We start from the raw sequence: 19,424 nt of genomic DNA on the forward strand, positions 1-19,424 counted from the left end.
GCTGCATCGGGAAATTTCGCCTGAACTGGAATGATTCAGGCGAATATGACGTGGAAATTACAGTGTAGTTGTTTTGTAAATATTAGAGTGGGAATTGTTGGGTTTATATTAAATTAACGAACGTTAGCGTTCATTAAAAATCCCAGTCTTCATCCTCGGTTTCTACCGCTTTGCCCATCACGTACGATGAGCCCGATCCCGAGAAGAAATCGTGGTTTTCGTCGGCATTGGGCGACAGCGCGGCCAGAATCGCCGGGTTCACCTCCGCCATCTCAGGCGGGAAAAGCGCCTCGTAACCCAGGTTCATCAGCGCCTTGTTGGCGTTGTAGCAGAGGAAGGCCTTCACGTCTTCCTCCCAGCCGGTGCCGGCGTAGAGTTCCTCGGTATAGCTCAGCTCGTTGTCGTACAGATCCATCAGTAAATCGAGCGCAAAGCCTTTAAGCTCCTCGCGCTTTGCCTCGCTGACTTTCTCCAGCCCTTTCTGATATTTATAGCCGATGTAATACCCGTGCACCGCTTCATCACGAATGATGAGCCGAATCAAATCGGCGGTGTTGGTGAGCTTGCCCCGGCTCGACCAGTACATGGGCAGCCAGAAGCCAGAATAGAAGAGGAACGATTCCAGGAACACGCTGGCGATCTTCTTCTTCAGCGGCTCGTCGGCGCGGTAATATTCCAGAACCAGCTCCGCCTTTCTCTGTAATGACTCGCTCTCCTCGCTCCAGGCGTAGGCTGCGTCCACGTCTTTGGTCTGGCACAGGGTGGAGAAAATTGAGCTGTAGGAGCGGGCATGTACCGCCTCCATAAAGCTGATGTTCGACATCACCGCCTCTTCGTGCGGCGTCAGCGCGTCGCTCATCAGCGCCGGTGCGCCGACGGTATTCTGAATGGTGTCCAGCAGCGTCAGGCCGGTAAAGACGCGGATCGTCAGCTGCTGTTCGGCGTGACCGAGCGTTTGCCAGGCCGGAATATCGTTGGAGAGCGGGACCTTTTCCGGTAGCCAGAAGTTGCTGGTCAGGCGGTTCCACACCTCCAGGTCTTTGTCGTCCTGGATTTTGTTCCAGTTAACGGCACTCACGCGTGACAGTTTCATCCTTTCTCCTTACAGCGCGCAGGACACGCAGCCTTCGATTTCGGTGCCTTCCAGCGCAAGCTGGCGCAGGCGAATGTAGTAGAGCGTCTTGATACCTTTCTTCCAGGCGTAGATCTGCGCTCTGTTGATGTCCCGCGTGGTGGCGGTATCCGGGAAGAACAGCGTCAGCGAGAGTCCCTGATCCACGTGTTTTGTCGCCTCCGCGTAGGTATCGATGATTTTTTCCGGGCCGATCTCATACGCGTCCTGATACAGCGCCAGGTTCTCATTGGTCATAAACGGGGCAGGGTAGTAAACGCGTCCGGTTTTGCCTTCCTTACGAATCTCAATTTTCGACACGATCGGGTGAATGCTCGACGTGGCGTGGTTGATGTAGGAAATCGATCCGGTTGGCGGCACGGCCTGCAGGTTCTGGTTGTAGATGCCGTAGCGCATCACGTCATCACGCAATTGCAGCCACATCTCGCGCGTCGGCAACACGATCCCGGCGCGGGCAAACAGTTCGCGCACTTTTTCGGTTTTCGGCTGCCAGTCGCCTTCCAGGTACGGGCTGAAATATTCCCCGCTGGCGTAGCGGGACTGCTCAAAGCCCGCGAACCGCTGGTTGCGCTCGCGCGCCAGCATCATCGAGGTGTGCAGCGCGTGCCAGGTAATCGTGTAGAAATAGAGGTTGGTGAAATCCAGACCTTCCGGACTGCCGTAGGCGATGCCTTCCCGCGCCAGATAGCCGTGGAGGTTCATCTGCCCCAACCCGATGGCGTGCGACGCGGCGTTGCCCGCTTCAATAGACGGCACGCTGCGGATGTGGCTCATGTCCGACACCGCAGTCAGCCCGCGAATGGCGGTCTCCACCGTACGGCCAAAGTCGGGGGAATCCATGGTGTGGGCAATATTCAGCGAGCCGAGGTTGCAGGAAATATCCTTCCCGATGTCCGCGTAATCCAGGTTCTCGTCGTAGGCTGACGCGCCGTTGACCTGCAAAATCTCCGAGCACAGGTTGCTCATGTTGATGCGCCCGGCAATCGGGTTCGCGCGGTTCACCGTATCTTCGTACATGATGTACGGATACCCGGACTCAAACTGAATTTCGGCAAGCGTCTGGAAGAAATCGCGGGCGTTGATGGTTTTTTTGCGAATGCGATCGTCGGCCACCAGTTCGTCGTAGAGCTCGCTGATGGCCACGTCGCCAAAGGCCTTGCCGTAAATTCGCTCAACGTCATACGGCGAGAAGAGCGCCATCTCGGCATTCTCTTTGGCGAGCTTAAAGGTGATATCCGGGATCACCACCCCCAGCGACAGGGTTTTGATACGGATTTTTTCGTCGGCGTTTTCGCGTTTGGTATCGAGAAAACGCAGAATGTCCGGATGGTGCGCGTGCAGGTAAACCGCGCCCGCGCCCTGGCGCGCACCAAGCTGGTTGGCATAGGAGAACGCATCTTCCAGCATCTTCATCACCGGGATCACGCCGGAGGACTGGTTTTCGATGCGCTTGATCGGCGCGCCCGCTTCACGCAGGTTAGAGAGCAGAAACGCCACGCCGCCGCCGCGTTTGGAAAGCTGCAGCGCCGAGTTCACCGCGCGGCCAATCGACTCCATATTGTCTTCGATGCGCAGCAGGAAGCAGGAGACCAGCTCACCGCGCTGGGTCTTGCCGCAGTTGAGGAAGGTTGGCGTGGCGGGCTGGAAGCGTCCGGAGAGGATCTCGTCGGTGAGCTGTTCCGCCAGCGCTTCATCGCCCTGCGCCAGGGTCAGCGCGACCATCACCACGCGATCTTCAAAGCTTTCTAAGTAGCGTTTACCGTCGAAGGTCTTCAGGGTATAGCTGGTGTAGTATTTCCACGCGCCAAGGAACGTCTGGAAACGAAAGCCGCTGGCGTGGGCGCGTTCAAACAGCTTCACGACGAAGGCGCGTGCGTAGCGGGTGAGGACGCGCGCGTCGTAGTAGCCCTCGTTAACCAGATAGTCGAGACGTTCATTCTGGCTTGCAAAAGTCACGCTGTTGGGCCGCACGTGGGCGGCAAAAAAGGCGTCCACCGCCTCACGGTCTTTATTAAACTGAATGCGTCCCTCCCGGTCATAGAGGTTAAGCATGGCGTTTAATGCGTGGTAATCCGGCGTCGCCTGCATTACCCGTTCTGCGGTTGTCGTTGCCAAAATTCGTTCACTCCTTTACGCACGTTTTCGACGTCCTGCTGCGTCCCCATCAGCTCAAAGCGATAGAGATACGGCACGCCGCACTTTTGAGAGATGACATCTCCGGCGCGGCCAAAGGCATCGCCGAAATTGCGATTCCCCGCCGCAATGACGCCGCGGATCAGCTCCCGGTTATGGGGATCGTTCAGAAAGCGGATCACCTGGCGAGGCACAGCGCCCGCCGTACCGCCTCCGCCATAGCTGGGCACCACCAGAATGTAAGGTTCCTCTACCCGGATCCGCTCCCGCTCGTTAAGGGGAATGCGCACCGCAGGCAGCCCGACGCGCTCAATAAAGCGGAGCGTGTTTTCCGAGCTGCTGGAGAAGAACACCAGCCCACTCATGCCCGGGCGGCCTGCGCGGCGATGCGGTTGATCATGTCCGGGCGGAAGCCAGACCAGCTGGTCTCCCCGGCCACCACCACCGGAAGCTGACGGAAACCCTGCGCGCGAAGGGTATCGGCGGCCTCGGGCTGCTGGTCGATATTCACCATCTCAAACGCCACGCCGCGGCTTTCCATCGCCCGTTTGGTCGCGTGGCACTGAACACAATCGTTACGAGTGTAAATAATAATGCTCATGATTCGTATTTCCATTTAAAATGAGAGAGCGGCGCGAATCATCGCGTCAGGTTGTGTGTGTCTTGCTAAAAGGAATACTAGATGTAGTTGTCTTAAGTTTTAACCATACAAGATATGGGAAATTCAGATTGATGTTGTCCCGATGATGAGCTCAGCGGGGCTGGGCAGGCTATACGGGTATTACAGGCGAGAAGGCAAAGAAAAGCCCCGGCAGCCACTGACCCCCGGGGCAGATAACGGTGCGTGAGCGGGTTATTTACGCAGGCTAAGCAGAGCGCCCACAAAGATACCGACCGCCGCTACCGTGCCGAGCGTACAGAGCGGTTTTTCGCGCACGAAGGTCGTTGCGCAGTTGACCGCATCGCAGGCAGTCTGTGTCGTACGCGTGCGGCCGTTTAAACGCGCGCGGGTTTCACGGAGCAGAGACTGAGCCTTACGCTTTGCTGCATCCGCTTCGTCCTTCGCGTCACTTCCCCAGGACTTCAGCACCTCTTCCAGCGTGTCCGCTAATTGGCTGACATCATTACGAATATCCTGAGCGTCGTCGTTAATATCGTTTCGGTTCGGTCTGTTAAACATACGATCCTCCGTAATTTTGTGTTCCCGTTCAGTTTAGTTCAGAAATTTAATATCGGAAGCGCATCACGAGTTATCCGGCAGTTTATGGACTATTCTGAAAGCCCTGCTATTGCTGAATACTGTAAGGTTGCCGGGCAGGAAAAGATAACGAGGAAAAGATATGTATTTACGACCTGACGAGGTGGCACGCGTTCTTGAAAAAGAGGGATTCACCATGGATGAGGTGACGCCAAAAGCGTATGGATATCGCCGTGGCGAGAATTATGTTTACGTTAATCGTGAAGCAAGAATGGGACGTACCGCTCTCATTATTCACCCGACGCTGAAAGACAGAAGTCTGTCATTTGCTGAGCCTGCCTCGGATATTAAAACCTGCGATCATTATCAGCAATTTCCGCTCTATTTAGGCGGTGAACGGCATGAGCATTATGGTATTCCGCATGGTTTCAGCTCGCGTATGGCGCTGGAGCGGTTTTTGAAGGGGCTGTTTGGCGACGTACAGTAAATTCGCGACTGGCTTTCGCCAGTCGTTTCACTTCACGCTTTAGCCTGGCTGTACTGGCTGACCTTAAACAGGCGGCGGCAGTAGTCGAGAAAATAGCCGTATACCGCACCCATCAGCATTGAAATCACAATATTCGAACTGACGGCCGCTGCAATCTGGTGCCAGTCTGCACCGACTGTCAGGAGAATGGCCACGTAAACCGGCGACTGGAACGTCACATACGCCAGAACGTCTGCCAGGTTTTTCACCCAGCCTGCAGGACTGATTCGACGCGCGAAACGCATTACCGCATCGCGGTATAACCCGTAAGGCCATGCAATAATAATATTGACCGGGATCGCCACCAGACGAGAAGAAAGTGACTGCTCGAAGGACATTCCGGAGAGGAATATCTCGATCAGCATGTTCACGACGGAACAGTAAACAACCATCGCGAAAGTATCCGCCACCGCGTGGCGCAGGCGAGATTGCGGCGAGAACATGTCTGAACTCCTTGAGAAGAACACAAAAGAAACGATTTTCCTTCAGTGTTTAGTGCTTTAGGTTGGTTTGGTTGACGTGTATAGCGTATATCTCTGAGTTTGAACTAACAACTAGTGATTAATTTTTATTTAATCGCCTTTTGTCCACAAAATTCTCTAAAATTGTTCGTTTTTTGTCCCGATCGTTATAATCTGTCTTGTTTGCTTTTTTTTCTATTTAAATCAATGTCTTGATTTTGTGGGTGACGAGGGTGGCGAATCCTCTCCTGGTAGCGGCACAGTATGCTGCGATTTGAAGTAAAGTTGACCATTTATATTAATGCGGTGATTCGATTCCCCTGTTTCCAGACAGCCCCGTGCGTTATTATTCGAAATGAGATCTTAATATATTTACACTGATGCCCATCCGGATCCTTGGGTAGATATTTCAACTCAAATGAATTATTCTGTCGACGATTTATCTATTTACCCCAAAGAAAAGGTTTTCAAATAATATGTCTTTGACGCTACAGAATCTTAATAATATCCGAACCCTGCGCGCCATGGCGCGTGAATTATCCCTGGACGTTCTTGAGGAAATGCTGGAAAAGGTCAGGGTCGTTACTGAAGAGAAACGCAGCGAGCTGACGGAATTAGAGCAGCAGCGTGCTGAGCAGCAGGAAAAAATTAATGCCCTGCTAGAGCTGATGAAAGCCGATGGTATTTCACCGACCGACCTGCTGGGTTCTGAACTGGCGCAGGCGGGTAAGCCAGCGAAAAAGCGTAAGCCGCGTGAAGCAAAATATCGCTTTATTGACCAGAACGGTGAAGAGAAAACGTGGACTGGTCAGGGCCGCACGCCTAAGCCTATTGCCAGCGCGCTGGCAAACGGTAAATCACTGGATGATTTTCTGATCTAATGCATGGACCGGGCGGAACATGCCGCCCGGTTATCAGTTCAGCAGACGCCGAAATCACCTTCTTCGGTATACGGCGCCACATCGGCGGCTTTCAGCGTATATTTCTCACCTTGCTCATTGCTGGCCTGGACCGCCACAATGCTGTCACCGTTCACTTCGAGCACTTTCAGTTTCGGGCCGCCTTTACGCGGTTGCACATAATCACCGACAGAAAACATATTACCTCCTCATCGTTTTAGCGATCTTCACATTAGCCCACGCATGACGCGGGGTACAGCGTATTTCACTGATTACTGCTTATGAGGTACGCCGGTTCCATGGCATCACCTTAAGCAGCCTGGCCATGCCGCAAAAGCCAGTCACACCGGCAAACAGCAGCCCGGCTCCAACAAAACCGCTGAGCAGGAAAAAGCCGCTGGAGACGCTATAGCCCAGCACTACGCCACAGAGTATCAACAGCCCGGCGGCAATTTGCACCTGACGCATCAGCGGCAGCGGCTGGGATTTGTCTTCGACGGTCTGCAGGCCCGCCTGCTTCCAGCCCTGAATGCCTCCCTCGACGACAAATGCCTGAGCGGGAAGGGCAGCCTGCGCCAGGCGATCGGCATTGCCTGAGGTACGGGCACCGGACTGGCAGTGAAAAATCACCGTTTCGCCTGCCTGCGTTTTAAGTCCGCCGGGTAAGGTATCCAGCGGCACGGACCGAGCGTCGGCAATATGCTCGTGGGCGTACTCATCGGCATCACGAATATCAATTAGTTTTGCGCCCTCAGCGATGCGGGCACTGGCCTCACGCGGCGAAAGAAGGGGAAGTGACATGGCGGCTCCTTACGGGCAATAAAGCTTTTTCAGGGTGCTGATGAGCTGATGCACCGCATCGTTTTTAATGAAATAGAGAATGCGCTGCGCGTCGCGGGTGCTGTCGATCAGACCTTCCTCACGCATGCGCGCCAGATGCTGCGACGTTGCGGAAGGGCTTAGCCCCGTGGCTCGCGCCAGTTCCCCCGCGCTGGTGCCGGGCGCTCCGCACAGGGTGCAGAGGATCAGTAGCCGACGCGGGTTGCTCATCGCTTTTAAAAGGTTTGCGGCCTGCTCTGCGCTGGCCTGAAGCTGTTCGAGTTCGGTCATGGTAATTTAGAATTTGCTTAATTAAGATAATGCTAAAGTAATTGTGCGCATTACGCCAGCCTCAAAAGCGTAAAAGAGGGTAAACGCAGGGGAGAGAACTGGCGCAGACAGGTAAACTGGCTATGCTTAGAGATAGTTCTCTTTATTATTTTCAATGGATTAGCTTGCACGGAGTTTTGATATGGGTTTTTGGCGTATTGTTTTTACCATCCTGTTGCCGCCTCTGGGCGTGCTGTTGGGTAAAGGGTTTGGCTGGGCGTTTATTATCAACATTCTTCTGACGCTGCTGGGCTACTTCCCCGGCCTCATTCACGCGTTTTGGGTACAGAGCAAAAGCTAAGCACGCCAGAGTAAGTCGCTGTAGATCCCGGTCAGCACGCCCTGGGGGCCAAACTGCTGTTTGATCCAGCGCGTGACCTGGCCGGTCGCGGCATGCTGGGTGGCGAGCAGCATGCGCGAGTCCTGACGCGGGTTATTGATACGCCGCGTCACCAGCAGCCCGTCTTCCACCGCTTCCCGCGCCATATACTCCGGTAAAAAACCTATCCCTTCGCCCAGAATCTGACACTGGCATTTGGTATTAAAGTCCGGGACCAGAATCGCCTCCTGCCCGTGCAGCAGCCAGCCGACCTTTTTGTTAATGGTGTGCGCGGTATCTTCTACCATGATGTTGGGATACAGGCGCAGCTGGCTTTCCGCTATCGGTTCCGGAACGAACGCCAGCGGGTGCGCCGGCGCGATGGCAAACACCCAGCGAATAGCGCCGATCTCGGTGTAGTCAATTCCGCCGCCGTCGAGCAGCGTGTCCGGCGCGCCAATAGCTATATTGGCCTGGTTGTTGATGATGGAGTCCCACACACCGTTGTATACCTCGGTGGTGACGGTGATCTGGCAGGTGGGAAACTGCTTTTTCAGCACCTGCAGCAGCCGCGCGGTATGGCGCGGCGTATATAACAGCTGGTTGATACAGATGCGCACCCGCGCCTCGATGCCCTGCGAGATGGTATCAATCCCGCGCTTGATGGCGTGAAAGTCATTAAGCAGGTCGGTGGCTTTGCGGTAAAAGTAAAAGCCGGACTCGGTCAGCTCAATGCTGCGCGTGTTACGCACAAACAGTACCACGTCCAGCCCGGTCTCCATGCGCTTAATGGTGTAGCTGATGGCGGAGGTGGTAACGCCCAGTTCGGCGGCGGCTTTGCTGAAGCTGCCGAAGCGTGCGGCGGTGGTGAAGGCCAGCAGGTTCTCTTCGGTAAAGATGGAATTCATATCACGGCTCCGTCAGACATCAGTTTTGAACATATTTTAACAACGCTGTTACAACGCATTTGAAGCCGATCACAGTTCTGAATCTTTGCGGAAAGTCCTGGTGTATAAGGCTTTATCAGGCATAAGCATAATGCGTTTTGATGCGCTAAAAAGCGGTTAAACATAAGAAAAAGGTTGCACAGACGCACGTTTTGACCGAACTATTGAATTTAACTCAACAATGAATTGACTGTCGATGAATCATTTTTAAGCGGATTCTTTTATGACCAGGCTGTTGCTATTCTCAGGTCAACAGAAATAAAAACATCGGGAGTCTGAATATGTCTGCAACTGACCTGGTTACGGAATTTTTGCTGGCGGCAGAAGAGGGAAATAGCGATGCGCTAAAAGCCTGTCTGGAGAAAGGCGTGGATATTAACGCCACTAACCGCCAGAAAAGAACCGCCGTTACGATTGCCAGCCTGAAAAAACATTATGCCTGCGTGGAGTTATTAATTGCCGCCGGGGCGGATATTGATAAACAGGATCAGACCTGCTTTAACCCCTTCCTGATTAGCTGCCTGACGAATGATTTAACTCTCCTGCGGCTGGTATTACCCGCGAGCCCGGATCTTGACCGCCTGACGCGTTTTGGCGGCGTGGGCATTACGCCAGCCAGTGAAAAAGGGCACGTGGAGATTGTCCGCGAGCTGCTGGAAAAAACCGATATAAACGTCAACCACACCAACTTTGTCGGCTGGACGCCGCTGCTGGAAGCCATCGTGTTAAACGACGGCGGCGCAAAGCAGCAGGCGATCGTAAAGCTGCTGCTGGATCACGGCGCGAACCCGCATATGACCGATAAATACGGCAAAACCCCGCTCGAACTGGCGCGGGAGAAAGGCTTCACTGAGATTGCTGACCTGCTTCTGGCGGCGGGCGCGTAAAACGATCGGTCAGCCCGTTCCGGCTGACCGTTAATTAAATAAAGCATTTTTACCGACGTGCATTTTGCACGTTGGCGGCCCCCTTTTATCCGCATTCTGGAGAAAATAATGCCAACGAAAATCGTGATTAAAAAGAACACGTATTTTGACTCCGTGTCATTAATGTCCGTTTCCACAAAAGCCAATAAATTGCCGGGCGTCGAACAGGCCTTTGTCGCCATGGCAACGGAAATGAATAAAGGCGTATTAAAAAACCTCGGGCTGTTAACGCCGGAATTAAATGAGGCGAAAAACGGCGACCTGATGATCGTCATTAAAGGCGACGCGGCGAATGATGAAACGCTGGCCGCTATTGAAGCGCTGTTCACGCGTAAAGAGAGCGCGGGCTCCCATGAAGCGCGCTACGCGACGATTGCCAGCGCCAAAAAACATCGCCCGGACAGCAACCTTGCGGCGATCTCCGTCAACGGCACCTTCGCCGCCCGCGAAGCGCGCCAGGCGCTGGAAAACGATCTCAACGTGATGCTGTTTTCCGATAACGTGTCGCTGGACGACGAGCTGGCGCTGAAGCAGCTGGCGCATCAGAAAGGGCTGCTGATGATGGGGCCGGACTGCGGCACCGCCATCATCAACGGCACGGGACTGTGCTTTGCTAACGCGGTGCGCCGCGGCTCGATTGGCATCGTCGGCGCATCCGGCACCGGCAGCCAGGAGCTGAGCGTGCGCATTCACGAATTCGGCGGCGGCGTGTCCCAGCTGATCGGCACCGGTGGGCGCGATCTCAGCGAGAAAATCGGCGGCCTGATGATGCTCGACGCCATCGACATGTTGGAAGCCGACGAGGGTACCCAGGTTATCGCGCTGATCTCCAAGCCGCCGGCGCCAGCGGTGGCAGAAAAGGTGCTGGCCCGCGCCAGAGCCTGCCGCAAGCCGGTGGTTGTTTGCTTCCTCGGCCGCAGCGAACCGGCCGCCGATGAAGGCGGCCTGCAGTTTGCGCGCGGCACCAAAGAGGCTGCCCTGAAGGCCGTTCTGCTCACCGGCATCAAAAAAGAGTTCCTGGATCTGCATCCGCTCAACTGGCCATTGATTGAAGAGGTGCGCGCCCGCCTGACCCCGCAGCAGAAGTACATTCGCGGCCTGTTCTGCGGCGGCACCCTGTGCGACGAGGCGATGTTTGCCGCGCTGGAGAAGTTCGACGACGTCTACAGCAACATCCAGCCGGATCTGTCTAAGCGCCTGAGCGACATCAACGTCAGTAAAGCCCACACCTTCCTCGACTTTGGCGATGACGATTTCACCAACGGCAAGCCGCACCCGATGATCGACCCGACCAACCGCATCAGCCGCCTGCTGCAGGAGGCCCGCGATCCTGAAGTGGGCGTCATCGTGATGGACTTTGTGCTGGGCTTCGGCGCGCATGAGGATCCGGTCGGCGTGATGATCGACGCCATTAAAGAGGCGCAGGCCGTCGCGAAGGCCGATAACCGTCCGCTTGAGATCCTCGGCTACGTGCTCGGCACCGATCGGGATCCGCAGTCGCTGGCGCAGCAGTGCCAGATGCTGACCGACGCAGGCGTCATCTGGGCAAGCAGCAGCACCAATACCGGATTACTGGCACGCGAATTTGTCTGCAAAGGGGAGAAAGCACAATGACGACCTTATTCAACCAGCCGCTGAACGTCATTAACGTCGGCATTGCGATGTTCAGCGACGATCTTAAAAAGCAGCACGTTCCCGTGACCCAGCTCGACTGGACGCCGCCGGGGCAGGGCAATATGCAGGTGGTGGAAGCGCTGGATCGGCTGGCGGAAAAACCGCTGGCGGAGAAGATCGCCGCCGCCAACCAAATCGCGCTTGAGCGCATTATCCAGTCCCACCCGGTGCTGGTGGGCTATGACCAGGCGATTAACGTCGTGCCGGGGATGACCCGCACCACCATTCTGCACGCCGGTCCGCCTGTCTCCTGGGAAAACATGTGCGGCGCGATGAAGGGCGCGGTCACCGGGGCGCTGGTGTTTGAAGGGCTGGCGAAAGATCTGGACGACGCGGCACGGCTCGCCGCCTCCGGAGATATTACGTTCTCGCCGTGCCACGAGCATGACTGCGTGGGCTCGATGGCGGGCGTCACCTCCGCGTCGATGTTTATGCACATCGTTGAAAACAAAACCTACGGCAACCGCGCGTTCACCAACCTCAGCGAGCAGATGGCGAAGATCCTGCGCATGGGGGCCAACGACCAGAGCGTCATCGACCGCCTGAACTGGATGCGCGACGTGCTCGGCCCGATGCTGCGCGATGCGATGAACATTATCGGCGAAATCGACCTGCGCCTGATGCTGGCCCAGGCGCTGCACATGGGTGACGAGTGCCACAACCGCAACAACGCGGGCACCACGCTGCTGATCCAGGCGCTGACGCCGGGGCTGATCCAGGCGGGCTATCCGGTGGAGCAGCAGCGCGAGGTATTCGAATTTGTCGCCAGCAGCGACTACTTCTCCGGCCCGACGTGGATGGCGATGTGTAAGGCCGCGCTGGACGCCGCCCACGGCATTGAGTACAGCACCGTCGTCACCACTATGGCGCGCAACGGCTACGAGTTCGGCCTGCGCGTTTCCGGCCTGCCGGGGCAGTGGTTCACCGGCCCGGCGCAGCAGGTGATTGGCCCGATGTTCGCGGGCTATAAGCCGGAGGATTCCGGGCTGGATATCGGCGACAGCGCAATCACCGAAACCTACGGCATAGGTGGCTTTGCGATGGCGACGGCCCCTGCGATCGTCGCCCTGGTGGGCGGGACGGTGGAGGAAGCCATCGACTTCTCCCGTCAGATGCGCGAAATCACCCTCGGCGAAAACCCGAACGTCACCATTCCGCTGCTCTCGTTTATGGGCATTCCGACCGCCATCGACATCACCAGAGTCGCGGGCAGCGGCATTCTGCCTGTGATTAACACCGCCATTGCCCATAAAGATGCGGGCATCGGCATGATTGGGGCGGGCATCGTTCACCCGCCGTTTAGCTGTTTTGAAAAGGCGCTGTTGACCTTCCGCGATCGCTACTTTTTATAAGGCATGCATCCATGAAAAACATGAAACTGGAGTGGAAAAGAGGTGACTGGGCGGCGTATTTCGGGTTGATGACCAACAACCTGACCAATTTGCTGACCATGATGGGGTTGCTCATTTTTGTCGTCGGCATCCCGAAGGAGATTGTTTATGGACGCATTGCGCCAGCCTTCGGGCTGGCGGTGCTGACCGCGAGTATTTGCTACGCCTGGTTCGGCATGCAGATGGCGCGCGCCACCGGACGAACGGACGTCACCGCGCTGCCGTCCGGCCCCAGCGCGCCGTCGATTTTTACCGTGACCTTCCTGGTGCTGATGCCGGTTTATCAGCAAACGGGCGATGCGGAGTTCGCGATCCAGATTGGCCTGGTGTGGTGCTTCGTGGAGGCGATGATCCTCGCGGGCGGTTCGTTCTTAGGCGAAACCATCCGCAAGATGATCCCGCGTACCGTGCTGCTGTCGTGTCTCTCCGGTTTGGGTCTGCTGCTGCTGGCGATGAACCCGATGCTGCAGGCGTTCGAAGCGCCGACCGTGTCGTTTATCGTCCTGCTGCTGATTTTCATCAACTGGTTCGGCAAAAAGCCGATTTTCGCCCGCATCCCGACCGGCCTGCTGTTGCTGATAGCCGGTACAGCACTGGCGTGGATCTCCGGCCTGCAAAGCCCGGAGGCGATCAAAGCGTCGATGTCATCCTTCGGCTTTAACCCGCCGCAGGTGCACGTGGAAGGTTTCCTGCAGGGGCTGCCGCACGCGCTGCCGTATCTTGCCTCTGCCGTGCCGCTGGGGCTGGCGAACTACATCTTTGACCTGGAGAACATCGAAAGCGCCCACGCGGCGGGAGATGAATATCCGACGCGTAAAGTCATGCTGGCGAATGGTCTGGCCTCCATGCTCGGCTGCCTGATGGGGAACCCGTTCCCGGTGACGGTCTACGTCGGCCATCCCGGCTGGAAAGCGATGGGCGCGAGCATCGGCTACACGCTGGCCTCCGGCGTAACAATGTTCATCGTGCCGCTGTTCGGGCTGGGGGCGTTTATGCTCGCCATCATTCCGATGACCGCCATCGTGCCGATTTTGGTGTTTATCGGCGTCGTCACCGCCAATCAGGTGGTAAGGGAAACGCCGAAAGTGGAGGTGCCGGTGATCTTCATCTGTCTGTTCCCGTGGATCGCCAACTGGGCGCTGACCATGATGAACAGCGTGATGGGTGCGGCGGGCACGAATGCCGCCAAAATCGGTACTGACGTGCTGCACAGCAAGGGGATCTACTACGAAGGATTAGTCCATCTGGGGAACGGCGCGCCGCTCGCCAGCATGCTGTGGGGCTGTATCGCCATTTTCGCCATCATCAACAAACCGCTGCGCGGAGCCGTGGCTGCGGCGGGCGGGGCGCTGCTGGCGCTGTTTGGGGTGATCCACGCTCCGGTCGTGGGCTTTGCCGAAGGCAGTTCGCTGATGTTCGTCACCGCATATCTGATGATGGGCGGCATGTTTGTGGTGAAGCATGTGCTGGATAGCCGCGAAGCGGCGAGCGCTGAGCCGGGTACTGTTGCGAAGGAGCACGTATGAAAGAGCTTATGGTCGTCGCCATTGGCGGCAACAGCATTATCAAAGACAACGCCAGCCAGTCGGTTGAACATCAGACGCAGGCGGTAAAAGCGGTGGCAGAGTCCGTGCTCGAAATGCTGGCCTCCGACTATGACATCGTGCTTACCCACGGCAATGGTCCTCAGGTGGGGCTGGATCTGCGCCGCGCTGAAATCGCCCACGAGCGGGAGGGGCTTCCCCTGACGCCGCTGGCAAACTGCGTGGCGGACACCCAGGGCGGGATTGGCTACCTGATCCAGCAGGCGCTTAACAACCGCCTGGCCGCGCGCGGGGAGCAAAAAGCGGTTACGGTCGTCACGCAGGTGGAAGTGGATAAAAACGATCCCGGCTTTACGCACCCAACGAAACCGATCGGCGCGTTCTTCAGCGAGGCGCAGCGCGACGAACTGCAGCGCGCACACCCGGACTGGCACTTTGTTGAGGATTCGGGCCGGGGATATCGTCGCGTGGTGGCCTCTCCGCAGCCGCTGCGCATTGTCGAGGCTGATGCGATCAAGGCATTGACGCAAAAAGGCTTTGTAGTGATTGGCGCGGGCGGCGGCGGTATTCCCGTGGTGCGCAGCGAACAGGGCGATTACCAGAGCGTCGATGCGGTGATAGATAAAGATCTCTCCACCGCGCTGCTGGCGCGCGAGATCCGCGCCGACGTGCTGGTGATTACCACCGGCGTGGAAAAAGTGTGCGTCAACTTCGGCAAGCCAAACCAGCAGGCGCTGGACACCGTCAACGTAGCGGAGATGATGCGCTACAGGGAAGAAGGGCATTTCCCGGCGGGCAGCATGCTGCCCAAAATCGTCGCCTCGCTGGAATTTTTACACCACGGCGGCAGGCGGGTGATCATCACCTCGCCGGACTGCCTGCCCGCCGCGCTGCGCGGAGAAACCGGCACACATATCGTTAATGAAGGAAGATAAGATGAGTGAAAACAAAAGCCGCCGCGAATTTATCAGCCAGAGCGGCAAAATGGTCACCGCCTGCGCGCTGTTTGGCGCCACCGGATCCGTCGCGTATGCTGCTGACTCCGCGAAGCCACTCTGCGAGACCGGTAAACCGATGAATATCAAAGCGAAACATTACTATCTGGATAACGTGCTGCTCGAAGCCGGGTTTAATTTCGACGGCGGCGTGGCGACAGGCACACGCACCGAGCTGAAAACGCTGGAGATTAAGGACGGGAAGATCGTCGCCCTGCGCGACAACAAGCGCCACGCCGACGCCACCCTGCCGCGCTACGATGCGGGCAACAAGCTGATGCTTCCGGCGATGCGCGACATGCACATCCACCTGGATAAAACCTTCTACGGCGGCCCGTGGCGATCGCTCAACCGCCCTGCGGGTACCACGATTCAGGACATGATCCGCCTGGAGCAGAAGCTGCTGCCGGAGCTACAGCCCTACACCCAGGAGCGTGCGGAAAAGCTCATCGACCTGATCCAGTCGAAAGGCTCTACCATCGCCCGCAGCCACTGCAACATTGAGCCGGTTTCCGGCCTGAAAAACCTGGAAAATTTGCAGGCGGTGCTGGCGCGCCGCAAAGCGGGTTTTGACTGTGAAATCGTCGCTTTCCCGCAGCACGGGCTGCTGCTGTCGAATTCCGAAAAGCTGATGCGCGAGGCGATGCAGGCCGGGGCGCACTACGTGGGCGGGCTGGACCCGACCAACGTCGACGGCGCGATGGAGAAATCTCTCGATCTGATGTTCCAGATTGCGCTGGACTACGACAAAGGGGTGGATATTCACCTGCACGAAACCAGCCCGGCGGGCGTGGCGGCGGTGAACTATATGGTCGAAACCGTGGAGAAAACGCCGGAACTGAAGGGCAAGCTGACCATCAGCCACGCCTTCGCGCTGGCGACGCTCAACGAGCAGCAGGTGGATGAGATCGCTACCCGCATGGCGGCGCAGCAGGTGACCATCGCCTCCACCGTGCCGATTGGCACCCTGCATATGCCGCTGAAGCAGCTGCGGGACAAGGGCGTATTTGTGATGACCGGCACCGACAGCGTGATCGACCACTGGTCGCCGTACGGTCTGGGGGACATGCTGGAAAAAGCCAATCTTTATGCCCAGCTCTACATCCGTCCGAACGAGCAGACGCTCTCCCGCGCGCTCGGTATAGCCACCGGAGACGTGCTGCCGCTGAATGAGAAAGGCGAGCGCGTGTGGCCGAAGGCGCAGGACGATGCAAGCTTTGTGCTGGTGGACGCCACCTGCTCCGCCGAGGCCGTGGCGCGCATTTCACCTCGTACCGCAACGTTCCATAAGGGAAATCTGGTTTGGGGCTCGGTGGACTAATATGGCGCCGGGTGGCGCTGCGCTTACCCGGCCTACGGTTCACGGTTTTGTAGGTCGGGTAAGGCGAAGCCGCCACCCGACAATGCAGTATACTGCTATGCACATTCTTAAAGAGGGATCTGCCATGGCACAAAACATCTACGACAACCCGGCATTTTTTGAAGGCTACGCCCAGCTTCCGCGCTCGGTGCAGGGGCTGGACGGCGCGCCGGAGTGGCCCGCGCTTAAGGCCATGCTGCCGGATTTAAACGGTAAATCGGTTATCGATCTCGGCTGCGGCTACGGCTGGTTCTGCCGCGCCGCGCGCGAGCTGGGCGCTGCTCACGTCACGGGGGTCGATATCTCAGAAAAGATGCTTGCCCGCGCAGCGGAGCTTACCGCGGACCCACGGATTCACTATCAGCGTAGCGATCTGGAGTCACTCAAGCTCAACGAGAACAGCCTCGATCTGGTCTACAGCTCGCTGGCGCTGCACTACCTTCCGGAGCTGGACACGCTTTTCGCCAGGGTTCAGCGCGCGCTCAAGCCCGGCGGCAGCCTGGTCTTTTCGATGGAGCACCCTATATACACCTGCGCCTCGCGTCAGGGCTGGCTTACCGACGATAACGGCGAGCGGTTCTGGGGCGTGAACCATTATCAGGACGAAGGCCAGCGCGTCAGCAACTGGCTGGCGAACGGGGTGATCAAATACCACCGCACGCTGGGCACCACGCTTAACGCGCTCATCAGGGCCGGATTAACGATAAGCGAAGTCAACGAGTGGGGGCCAACGCAGGCGCAGATTGACGCCTGGCCCGCGCTGGCCGAAGAGGCGGAGCGCCCGATGCTGGTGCTGATCGCCGCCCGTAAGGCTCAGTAACCCACCTTATACACCCGCCCGCTCTGCACGCCTTCCACGCTGCGGCGGTAGGCCTGCGCCACGGTCGCGGCGGGAACGCTTTCAAAACCCGGGAAGAAGCCGTCGTACGTCTCGACGGATTCGGTGAGGACCGTCGGGCTAATCAGGTTGATGCGGATCCCGCGCGGCAGTTCGCAGGCTGCGGCGCGAACAAACCCTTCCAGCGCCGCATTCACCGTGGTGGCATTCACGCCCTGCGCAATCGGCTCGTGCGCCACAATTCCGCTTATCAGCGTAATCGAGCCGCCTTCGTTAAGATAATGCTGGCCGGTCAGCGCCAGGCGCACCTGCCCCAGCAGCTTATCCTGCAGACCCTGGTTAAAGTCGCTGTCTTTCATGGTCGCGAGCGGGCCGAAGTAGAGGCCACCGCTGGCGGACACAATCGCATCTACCGGGCCGATTTTCTCAAACAGCGCCTGAACGCTCGCCTGTGAGGTGATATCCACCTGCGCGTCACCCTGCGTGCGGCCGACGCGGATGACCTCGTGGCGACGACTCAGCTCTTCCGTTACCGCACGACCGACCGTACCGCTGGCACCAATAATGACGATTTTCATAGCCGACTCCTTATGTTGTGAGCCTTCATTCTTTAATAAATAAAAATGCAGATAAACTGGGCTAAAGTTAGAAGATTACTAACCAGAGGTTTGGAATATGGATAAGCTCCGCAGCATGGAGACGTTTATTGCCGTGGTGGAAAGCGGCAGCTTCACCGGTGCGGCGACGCGGCTGGAGATGTCGGCGGTGATGGTGGGGAAGTATATTGCCCTGTTGGAGTCCCAGCTCGGCACTCGGCTGCTGGAGCGCAACACGCGCCGCCAGAGCCTGACGGATGCCGGACGCGTCTATTTCGACGAGGCGAAGCGGGTGCTGGAGCAGGTCATGATTGCCGAAAGCTCGGTTGAACGGCTGCGTGCTGCACCCGCCGGAACGTTGCGCGTCACGGCGCCCACGTCGTTTGGCGGCTGCGTGATAGCCCCGCTGACGGCAACCTTTTTACAGCGCTACCCGGAGGTACGCATCGAGCTGGATCTCACCAACCGGATGGTCGATCTGGTGGAGGAGGGCGTCGATCTGGCCATTCGCATTGGTGACGTTCGCAATGACGATCTGGTGGCGAAATACCTATGCCCCTACAACATGGTGATCTGCGCCGCGCCGGACTATTTAGCGCGACACGGCACGCCGCAAACGCCAGACGATCTGTTGGATCATCTCTGTCTTTCGCACACGGTGTGGACGGCACGCAACGAGTGGCGGCTGCCGGGCGTGGAAGGGGAGGTGCGCTGGAAGCGGGATGCAATCTTAAGATGTAACGACGGCTACGGCTTACGCATGGCGGCGCGGGCCGGGGCGGGGCTGTTGCTGCAACCGGAAGTGCTGGTGGCGGAAGAGCTGGCAAGCGGCAGGCTGGTGCGGGTGCTGGAGCCGTTCACGCCCGCGCCGAGGCCGGTGCATTTATTGTGGCGGCAGGATTTGCGGCCGCTGCCTAAACTCACTCAGTTTATTGCGCACATCATGCAGAATGGGCATATCAGCGTTAATTAGGGCAACGTCCGGTTGGCGCTTTGAGGGGGCCACACTCGTCATAGCCGTAGACCGTATAGCCCTTCTGCTTCATGCAATTCGATATTTTATCGTTTCTGGCAACGATTTCCTGAAGTGTTTGGTCAGGTCTGCTGTTGCCCCCGTTATAGCTGCCGTCATCAAGATTGGCGTCTTTGTCTACGCCGCAGAAGTAAAGATCTTTCTTGCGCTGCTCATTATCGGTGTAGCCTCCCGTCCCCGGCTTCTGGAAGGTTTGAGCATAGCGAACATATTTATAGTCGGTAGAGTCCATGTTACCGACAACACAGCCGCTCAGCAGGAAACAGGATAACGTTACGATGATTTTCATTAATAATGCCTTAT

Annotated in this window: 23 protein-coding genes; 11 read left to right on the forward strand and 12 right to left on the reverse strand. The window is 57.3% G+C overall.

Features of this window, described 5'->3' with window-relative positions; genetic code table 11:
• Positions 1–133: 133 nt before the first annotated feature.
• The 5 genes from nrdF to RVY89_RS01790 form a co-directional block, all read right to left on the reverse strand.
• The gene (gene nrdF, locus RVY89_RS01770; protein WP_484826728.1) at positions 134–1,093 is read right to left on the reverse strand and encodes a class 1b ribonucleoside-diphosphate reductase subunit beta; all 960 of its coding nucleotides are present in this window, start codon (positions 1,091–1,093) and stop codon (positions 134–136) included.
• Positions 1,094–1,102: 9 nt separating this feature from the next.
• Positions 1,103–3,247 (reverse strand): class 1b ribonucleoside-diphosphate reductase subunit alpha, encoded by a 2,145-nt coding sequence (nrdE, locus tag RVY89_RS01775; RefSeq protein ID WP_484826729.1) that lies wholly within the window; start codon positions 3,245–3,247, stop codon positions 1,103–1,105.
• Positions 3,220–3,630, reverse strand: a complete 411-nt coding sequence (nrdI, locus tag RVY89_RS01780; protein ID WP_032647987.1) for a class Ib ribonucleoside-diphosphate reductase assembly flavoprotein NrdI — start codon at positions 3,628–3,630, stop codon at positions 3,220–3,222. Before nrdI ends, nrdE begins: the two co-directional genes overlap by 28 nt.
• Positions 3,627–3,866, reverse strand: a complete 240-nt coding sequence (gene nrdH, locus RVY89_RS01785) for a glutaredoxin-like protein NrdH (RefSeq protein WP_008502570.1) — start codon at positions 3,864–3,866, stop codon at positions 3,627–3,629. The genes nrdI and nrdH overlap by 4 nt, the downstream gene beginning before the upstream one ends.
• 252 nt (positions 3,867–4,118) lie before the next feature.
• A complete protein-coding gene (locus RVY89_RS01790; protein ID WP_484826730.1) occupies positions 4,119–4,445 on the reverse strand; it encodes an ElaB/YgaM/YqjD family protein in 327 nt (108 codons plus the stop codon).
• A 160-nt stretch (positions 4,446–4,605) separates the two neighbouring features.
• On the opposite strand from RVY89_RS01790, the gene RVY89_RS01795 reads away from it, so the two are divergent.
• Positions 4,606–4,950 (forward strand): DUF2002 family protein, encoded by a 345-nt coding sequence (locus RVY89_RS01795; protein WP_023308923.1) that lies wholly within the window; start codon positions 4,606–4,608, stop codon positions 4,948–4,950.
• A 32-nt stretch (positions 4,951–4,982) separates the two neighbouring features.
• On the opposite strand, the gene alaE is transcribed toward RVY89_RS01795, so the two are convergent.
• On the reverse strand, positions 4,983–5,432 hold the full coding sequence (gene alaE, locus RVY89_RS01800) for an L-alanine exporter AlaE (RefSeq protein WP_008502567.1): 450 nt from the start codon (positions 5,430–5,432) through the stop codon (positions 4,983–4,985).
• A gap of 494 nt (positions 5,433–5,926) precedes the next feature.
• Here alaE and stpA point away from each other — a divergent pair, with 494 nt between their 5' ends.
• Positions 5,927–6,331, forward strand: a complete 405-nt coding sequence (gene stpA, locus RVY89_RS01805) for a DNA-binding protein StpA (RefSeq protein WP_484826731.1) — start codon at positions 5,927–5,929, stop codon at positions 6,329–6,331.
• 38 nt (positions 6,332–6,369) lie between these two features.
• Here stpA and RVY89_RS01810 read toward each other — a convergent pair whose 3' ends face one another.
• The 3 genes from RVY89_RS01810 to RVY89_RS01820 all read right to left on the reverse strand — a co-directional run bounded on the left by RVY89_RS01810 (position 6,370) and on the right by RVY89_RS01820 (position 7,459).
• Entirely contained in the window at positions 6,370–6,549 is a 180-nt protein-coding gene (locus RVY89_RS01810) for a YodC family protein (RefSeq protein ID WP_023308920.1), read from the reverse strand.
• A 79-nt stretch (positions 6,550–6,628) separates the two neighbouring features.
• A complete protein-coding gene (locus tag RVY89_RS01815) occupies positions 6,629–7,150 on the reverse strand; it encodes a rhodanese family protein (RefSeq protein ID WP_484826732.1) in 522 nt (173 codons plus the stop codon).
• 9 nt (positions 7,151–7,159) lie between these two features.
• Positions 7,160–7,459: an ArsR/SmtB family transcription factor gene (locus RVY89_RS01820; protein ID WP_484826733.1), complete on the reverse strand. Its 300-nt coding sequence runs from the start codon at positions 7,457–7,459 to the stop codon at positions 7,160–7,162.
• Between the two features lie 181 nt (positions 7,460–7,640).
• Between RVY89_RS01820 and RVY89_RS01825 the strand changes: the two genes are divergently transcribed.
• A complete protein-coding gene (locus RVY89_RS01825; RefSeq protein WP_045286357.1) occupies positions 7,641–7,799 on the forward strand; it encodes a YqaE/Pmp3 family membrane protein in 159 nt (52 codons plus the stop codon).
• Here the strand turns inward: RVY89_RS01825 and RVY89_RS01830 are convergent.
• Complete coding sequence (locus RVY89_RS01830) at positions 7,796–8,725, reverse strand: LysR substrate-binding domain-containing protein (RefSeq protein WP_045909292.1); 930 nt, start codon at positions 8,723–8,725, stop codon at positions 7,796–7,798. The genes RVY89_RS01825 and RVY89_RS01830 overlap by 4 nt on opposite strands.
• Before the next feature lie 320 nt (positions 8,726–9,045).
• Between RVY89_RS01830 and RVY89_RS01835 the strand changes: the two genes are divergently transcribed.
• The 7 genes from RVY89_RS01835 (at position 9,046) to RVY89_RS01865 (ending at position 17,474) form a co-directional block, all read left to right on the forward strand.
• Positions 9,046–9,651: an ankyrin repeat domain-containing protein gene (locus RVY89_RS01835; protein WP_484826734.1), complete on the forward strand. Its 606-nt coding sequence runs from the start codon at positions 9,046–9,048 to the stop codon at positions 9,649–9,651.
• Between the two features lie 108 nt (positions 9,652–9,759).
• A complete protein-coding gene (gene fdrA / locus RVY89_RS01840; protein ID WP_484826735.1) occupies positions 9,760–11,304 on the forward strand; it encodes an acyl-CoA synthetase FdrA in 1,545 nt (514 codons plus the stop codon).
• A complete protein-coding gene (locus RVY89_RS01845) occupies positions 11,301–12,716 on the forward strand; it encodes a YlbE family protein (RefSeq protein WP_484826736.1) in 1,416 nt (471 codons plus the stop codon). The genes fdrA and RVY89_RS01845 overlap by 4 nt, the downstream gene beginning before the upstream one ends.
• 11 nt (positions 12,717–12,727) lie before the next feature.
• Complete coding sequence (locus tag RVY89_RS01850) at positions 12,728–14,281, forward strand: hypothetical protein (protein WP_048226635.1); 1,554 nt, start codon at positions 12,728–12,730, stop codon at positions 14,279–14,281.
• The gene (locus tag RVY89_RS01855) at positions 14,278–15,234 is read left to right on the forward strand and encodes a carbamate kinase family protein (RefSeq protein ID WP_484826737.1); all 957 of its coding nucleotides are present in this window, start codon (positions 14,278–14,280) and stop codon (positions 15,232–15,234) included. Before RVY89_RS01850 ends, RVY89_RS01855 begins: the two co-directional genes overlap by 4 nt.
• A gap of 1 nt (position 15,235) precedes the next feature.
• Entirely contained in the window at positions 15,236–16,615 is a 1,380-nt protein-coding gene (locus RVY89_RS01860) for an amidohydrolase family protein (RefSeq protein WP_484826738.1), read from the forward strand.
• Positions 16,616–16,739: 124 nt separating this feature from the next.
• Complete coding sequence (locus RVY89_RS01865) at positions 16,740–17,474, forward strand: class I SAM-dependent methyltransferase (protein WP_484826739.1); 735 nt, start codon at positions 16,740–16,742, stop codon at positions 17,472–17,474.
• Here the strand turns inward: RVY89_RS01865 and RVY89_RS01870 are convergent.
• Positions 17,468–18,070, reverse strand: coding sequence for a short chain dehydrogenase (locus tag RVY89_RS01870; RefSeq protein ID WP_484826740.1), 603 nt, complete (start codon positions 18,068–18,070; stop codon positions 17,468–17,470). The genes RVY89_RS01865 and RVY89_RS01870 overlap by 7 nt on opposite strands.
• A gap of 97 nt (positions 18,071–18,167) precedes the next feature.
• On the opposite strand from RVY89_RS01870, the gene RVY89_RS01875 reads away from it, so the two are divergent.
• Positions 18,168–19,061 (forward strand): LysR substrate-binding domain-containing protein, encoded by an 894-nt coding sequence (locus RVY89_RS01875; RefSeq protein ID WP_484826741.1) that lies wholly within the window; start codon positions 18,168–18,170, stop codon positions 19,059–19,061.
• Here the strand turns inward: RVY89_RS01875 and RVY89_RS01880 are convergent.
• Entirely contained in the window at positions 19,054–19,410 is a 357-nt protein-coding gene (locus tag RVY89_RS01880; RefSeq protein ID WP_484826742.1) for a hypothetical protein, read from the reverse strand. The two genes, RVY89_RS01875 and RVY89_RS01880, sit on opposite strands and share 8 nt — an antisense overlap.
• Between the last annotated feature and the right edge of the window lie 14 nt (positions 19,411–19,424).

The organism is Enterobacter sp. 3U4, assembly GCF_057224565.1.

What these genes read in the sequence shown, in the direction of transcription:
- RVY89_RS01830 (WP_045909292.1), bottom strand. Translation starts at nt 8,725, where the DNA reads ATGAATTCCATCTTTACCGAAGAGAACCTGCTGGCCTTCACCACCGCC.
- nrdF (WP_484826728.1), bottom strand. Translation starts at nt 1,093, where the DNA reads ATGAAACTGTCACGCGTGAGTGCCGTTAACTGGAACAAAATCCAGGAC.
- alaE (WP_008502567.1), bottom strand. Translation starts at nt 5,432, where the DNA reads ATGTTCTCGCCGCAATCTCGCCTGCGCCACGCGGTGGCGGATACTTTC.
- RVY89_RS01865 (WP_484826739.1), top strand. Translation starts at nt 16,740, where the DNA reads ATGGCACAAAACATCTACGACAACCCGGCATTTTTTGAAGGCTACGCC.
- RVY89_RS01810 (WP_023308920.1), bottom strand. Translation starts at nt 6,549, where the DNA reads ATGTTTTCTGTCGGTGATTATGTGCAACCGCGTAAAGGCGGCCCGAAA.
- RVY89_RS01870 (WP_484826740.1), bottom strand. Translation starts at nt 18,070, where the DNA reads ATGAAAATCGTCATTATTGGTGCCAGCGGTACGGTCGGTCGTGCGGTA.
- RVY89_RS01850 (WP_048226635.1), top strand. Translation starts at nt 12,728, where the DNA reads ATGAAAAACATGAAACTGGAGTGGAAAAGAGGTGACTGGGCGGCGTAT.
- RVY89_RS01835 (WP_484826734.1), top strand. Translation starts at nt 9,046, where the DNA reads ATGTCTGCAACTGACCTGGTTACGGAATTTTTGCTGGCGGCAGAAGAG.
- stpA (WP_484826731.1), top strand. Translation starts at nt 5,927, where the DNA reads ATGTCTTTGACGCTACAGAATCTTAATAATATCCGAACCCTGCGCGCC.
- RVY89_RS01815 (WP_484826732.1), bottom strand. Translation starts at nt 7,150, where the DNA reads ATGTCACTTCCCCTTCTTTCGCCGCGTGAGGCCAGTGCCCGCATCGCT.
- RVY89_RS01880 (WP_484826742.1), bottom strand. Translation starts at nt 19,410, where the DNA reads ATGAAAATCATCGTAACGTTATCCTGTTTCCTGCTGAGCGGCTGTGTT.
- RVY89_RS01875 (WP_484826741.1), top strand. Translation starts at nt 18,168, where the DNA reads ATGGATAAGCTCCGCAGCATGGAGACGTTTATTGCCGTGGTGGAAAGC.
- RVY89_RS01860 (WP_484826738.1), top strand. Translation starts at nt 15,236, where the DNA reads ATGAGTGAAAACAAAAGCCGCCGCGAATTTATCAGCCAGAGCGGCAAA.
- RVY89_RS01795 (WP_023308923.1), top strand. Translation starts at nt 4,606, where the DNA reads ATGTATTTACGACCTGACGAGGTGGCACGCGTTCTTGAAAAAGAGGGA.
- nrdI (WP_032647987.1), bottom strand. Translation starts at nt 3,630, where the DNA reads ATGAGTGGGCTGGTGTTCTTCTCCAGCAGCTCGGAAAACACGCTCCGC.
- fdrA (WP_484826735.1), top strand. Translation starts at nt 9,760, where the DNA reads ATGCCAACGAAAATCGTGATTAAAAAGAACACGTATTTTGACTCCGTG.
- RVY89_RS01855 (WP_484826737.1), top strand. Translation starts at nt 14,278, where the DNA reads ATGAAAGAGCTTATGGTCGTCGCCATTGGCGGCAACAGCATTATCAAA.
- RVY89_RS01790 (WP_484826730.1), bottom strand. Translation starts at nt 4,445, where the DNA reads ATGTTTAACAGACCGAACCGAAACGATATTAACGACGACGCTCAGGAT.
- nrdH (WP_008502570.1), bottom strand. Translation starts at nt 3,866, where the DNA reads ATGAGCATTATTATTTACACTCGTAACGATTGTGTTCAGTGCCACGCG.
- RVY89_RS01820 (WP_484826733.1), bottom strand. Translation starts at nt 7,459, where the DNA reads ATGACCGAACTCGAACAGCTTCAGGCCAGCGCAGAGCAGGCCGCAAAC.
- RVY89_RS01825 (WP_045286357.1), top strand. Translation starts at nt 7,641, where the DNA reads ATGGGTTTTTGGCGTATTGTTTTTACCATCCTGTTGCCGCCTCTGGGC.
- RVY89_RS01845 (WP_484826736.1), top strand. Translation starts at nt 11,301, where the DNA reads ATGACGACCTTATTCAACCAGCCGCTGAACGTCATTAACGTCGGCATT.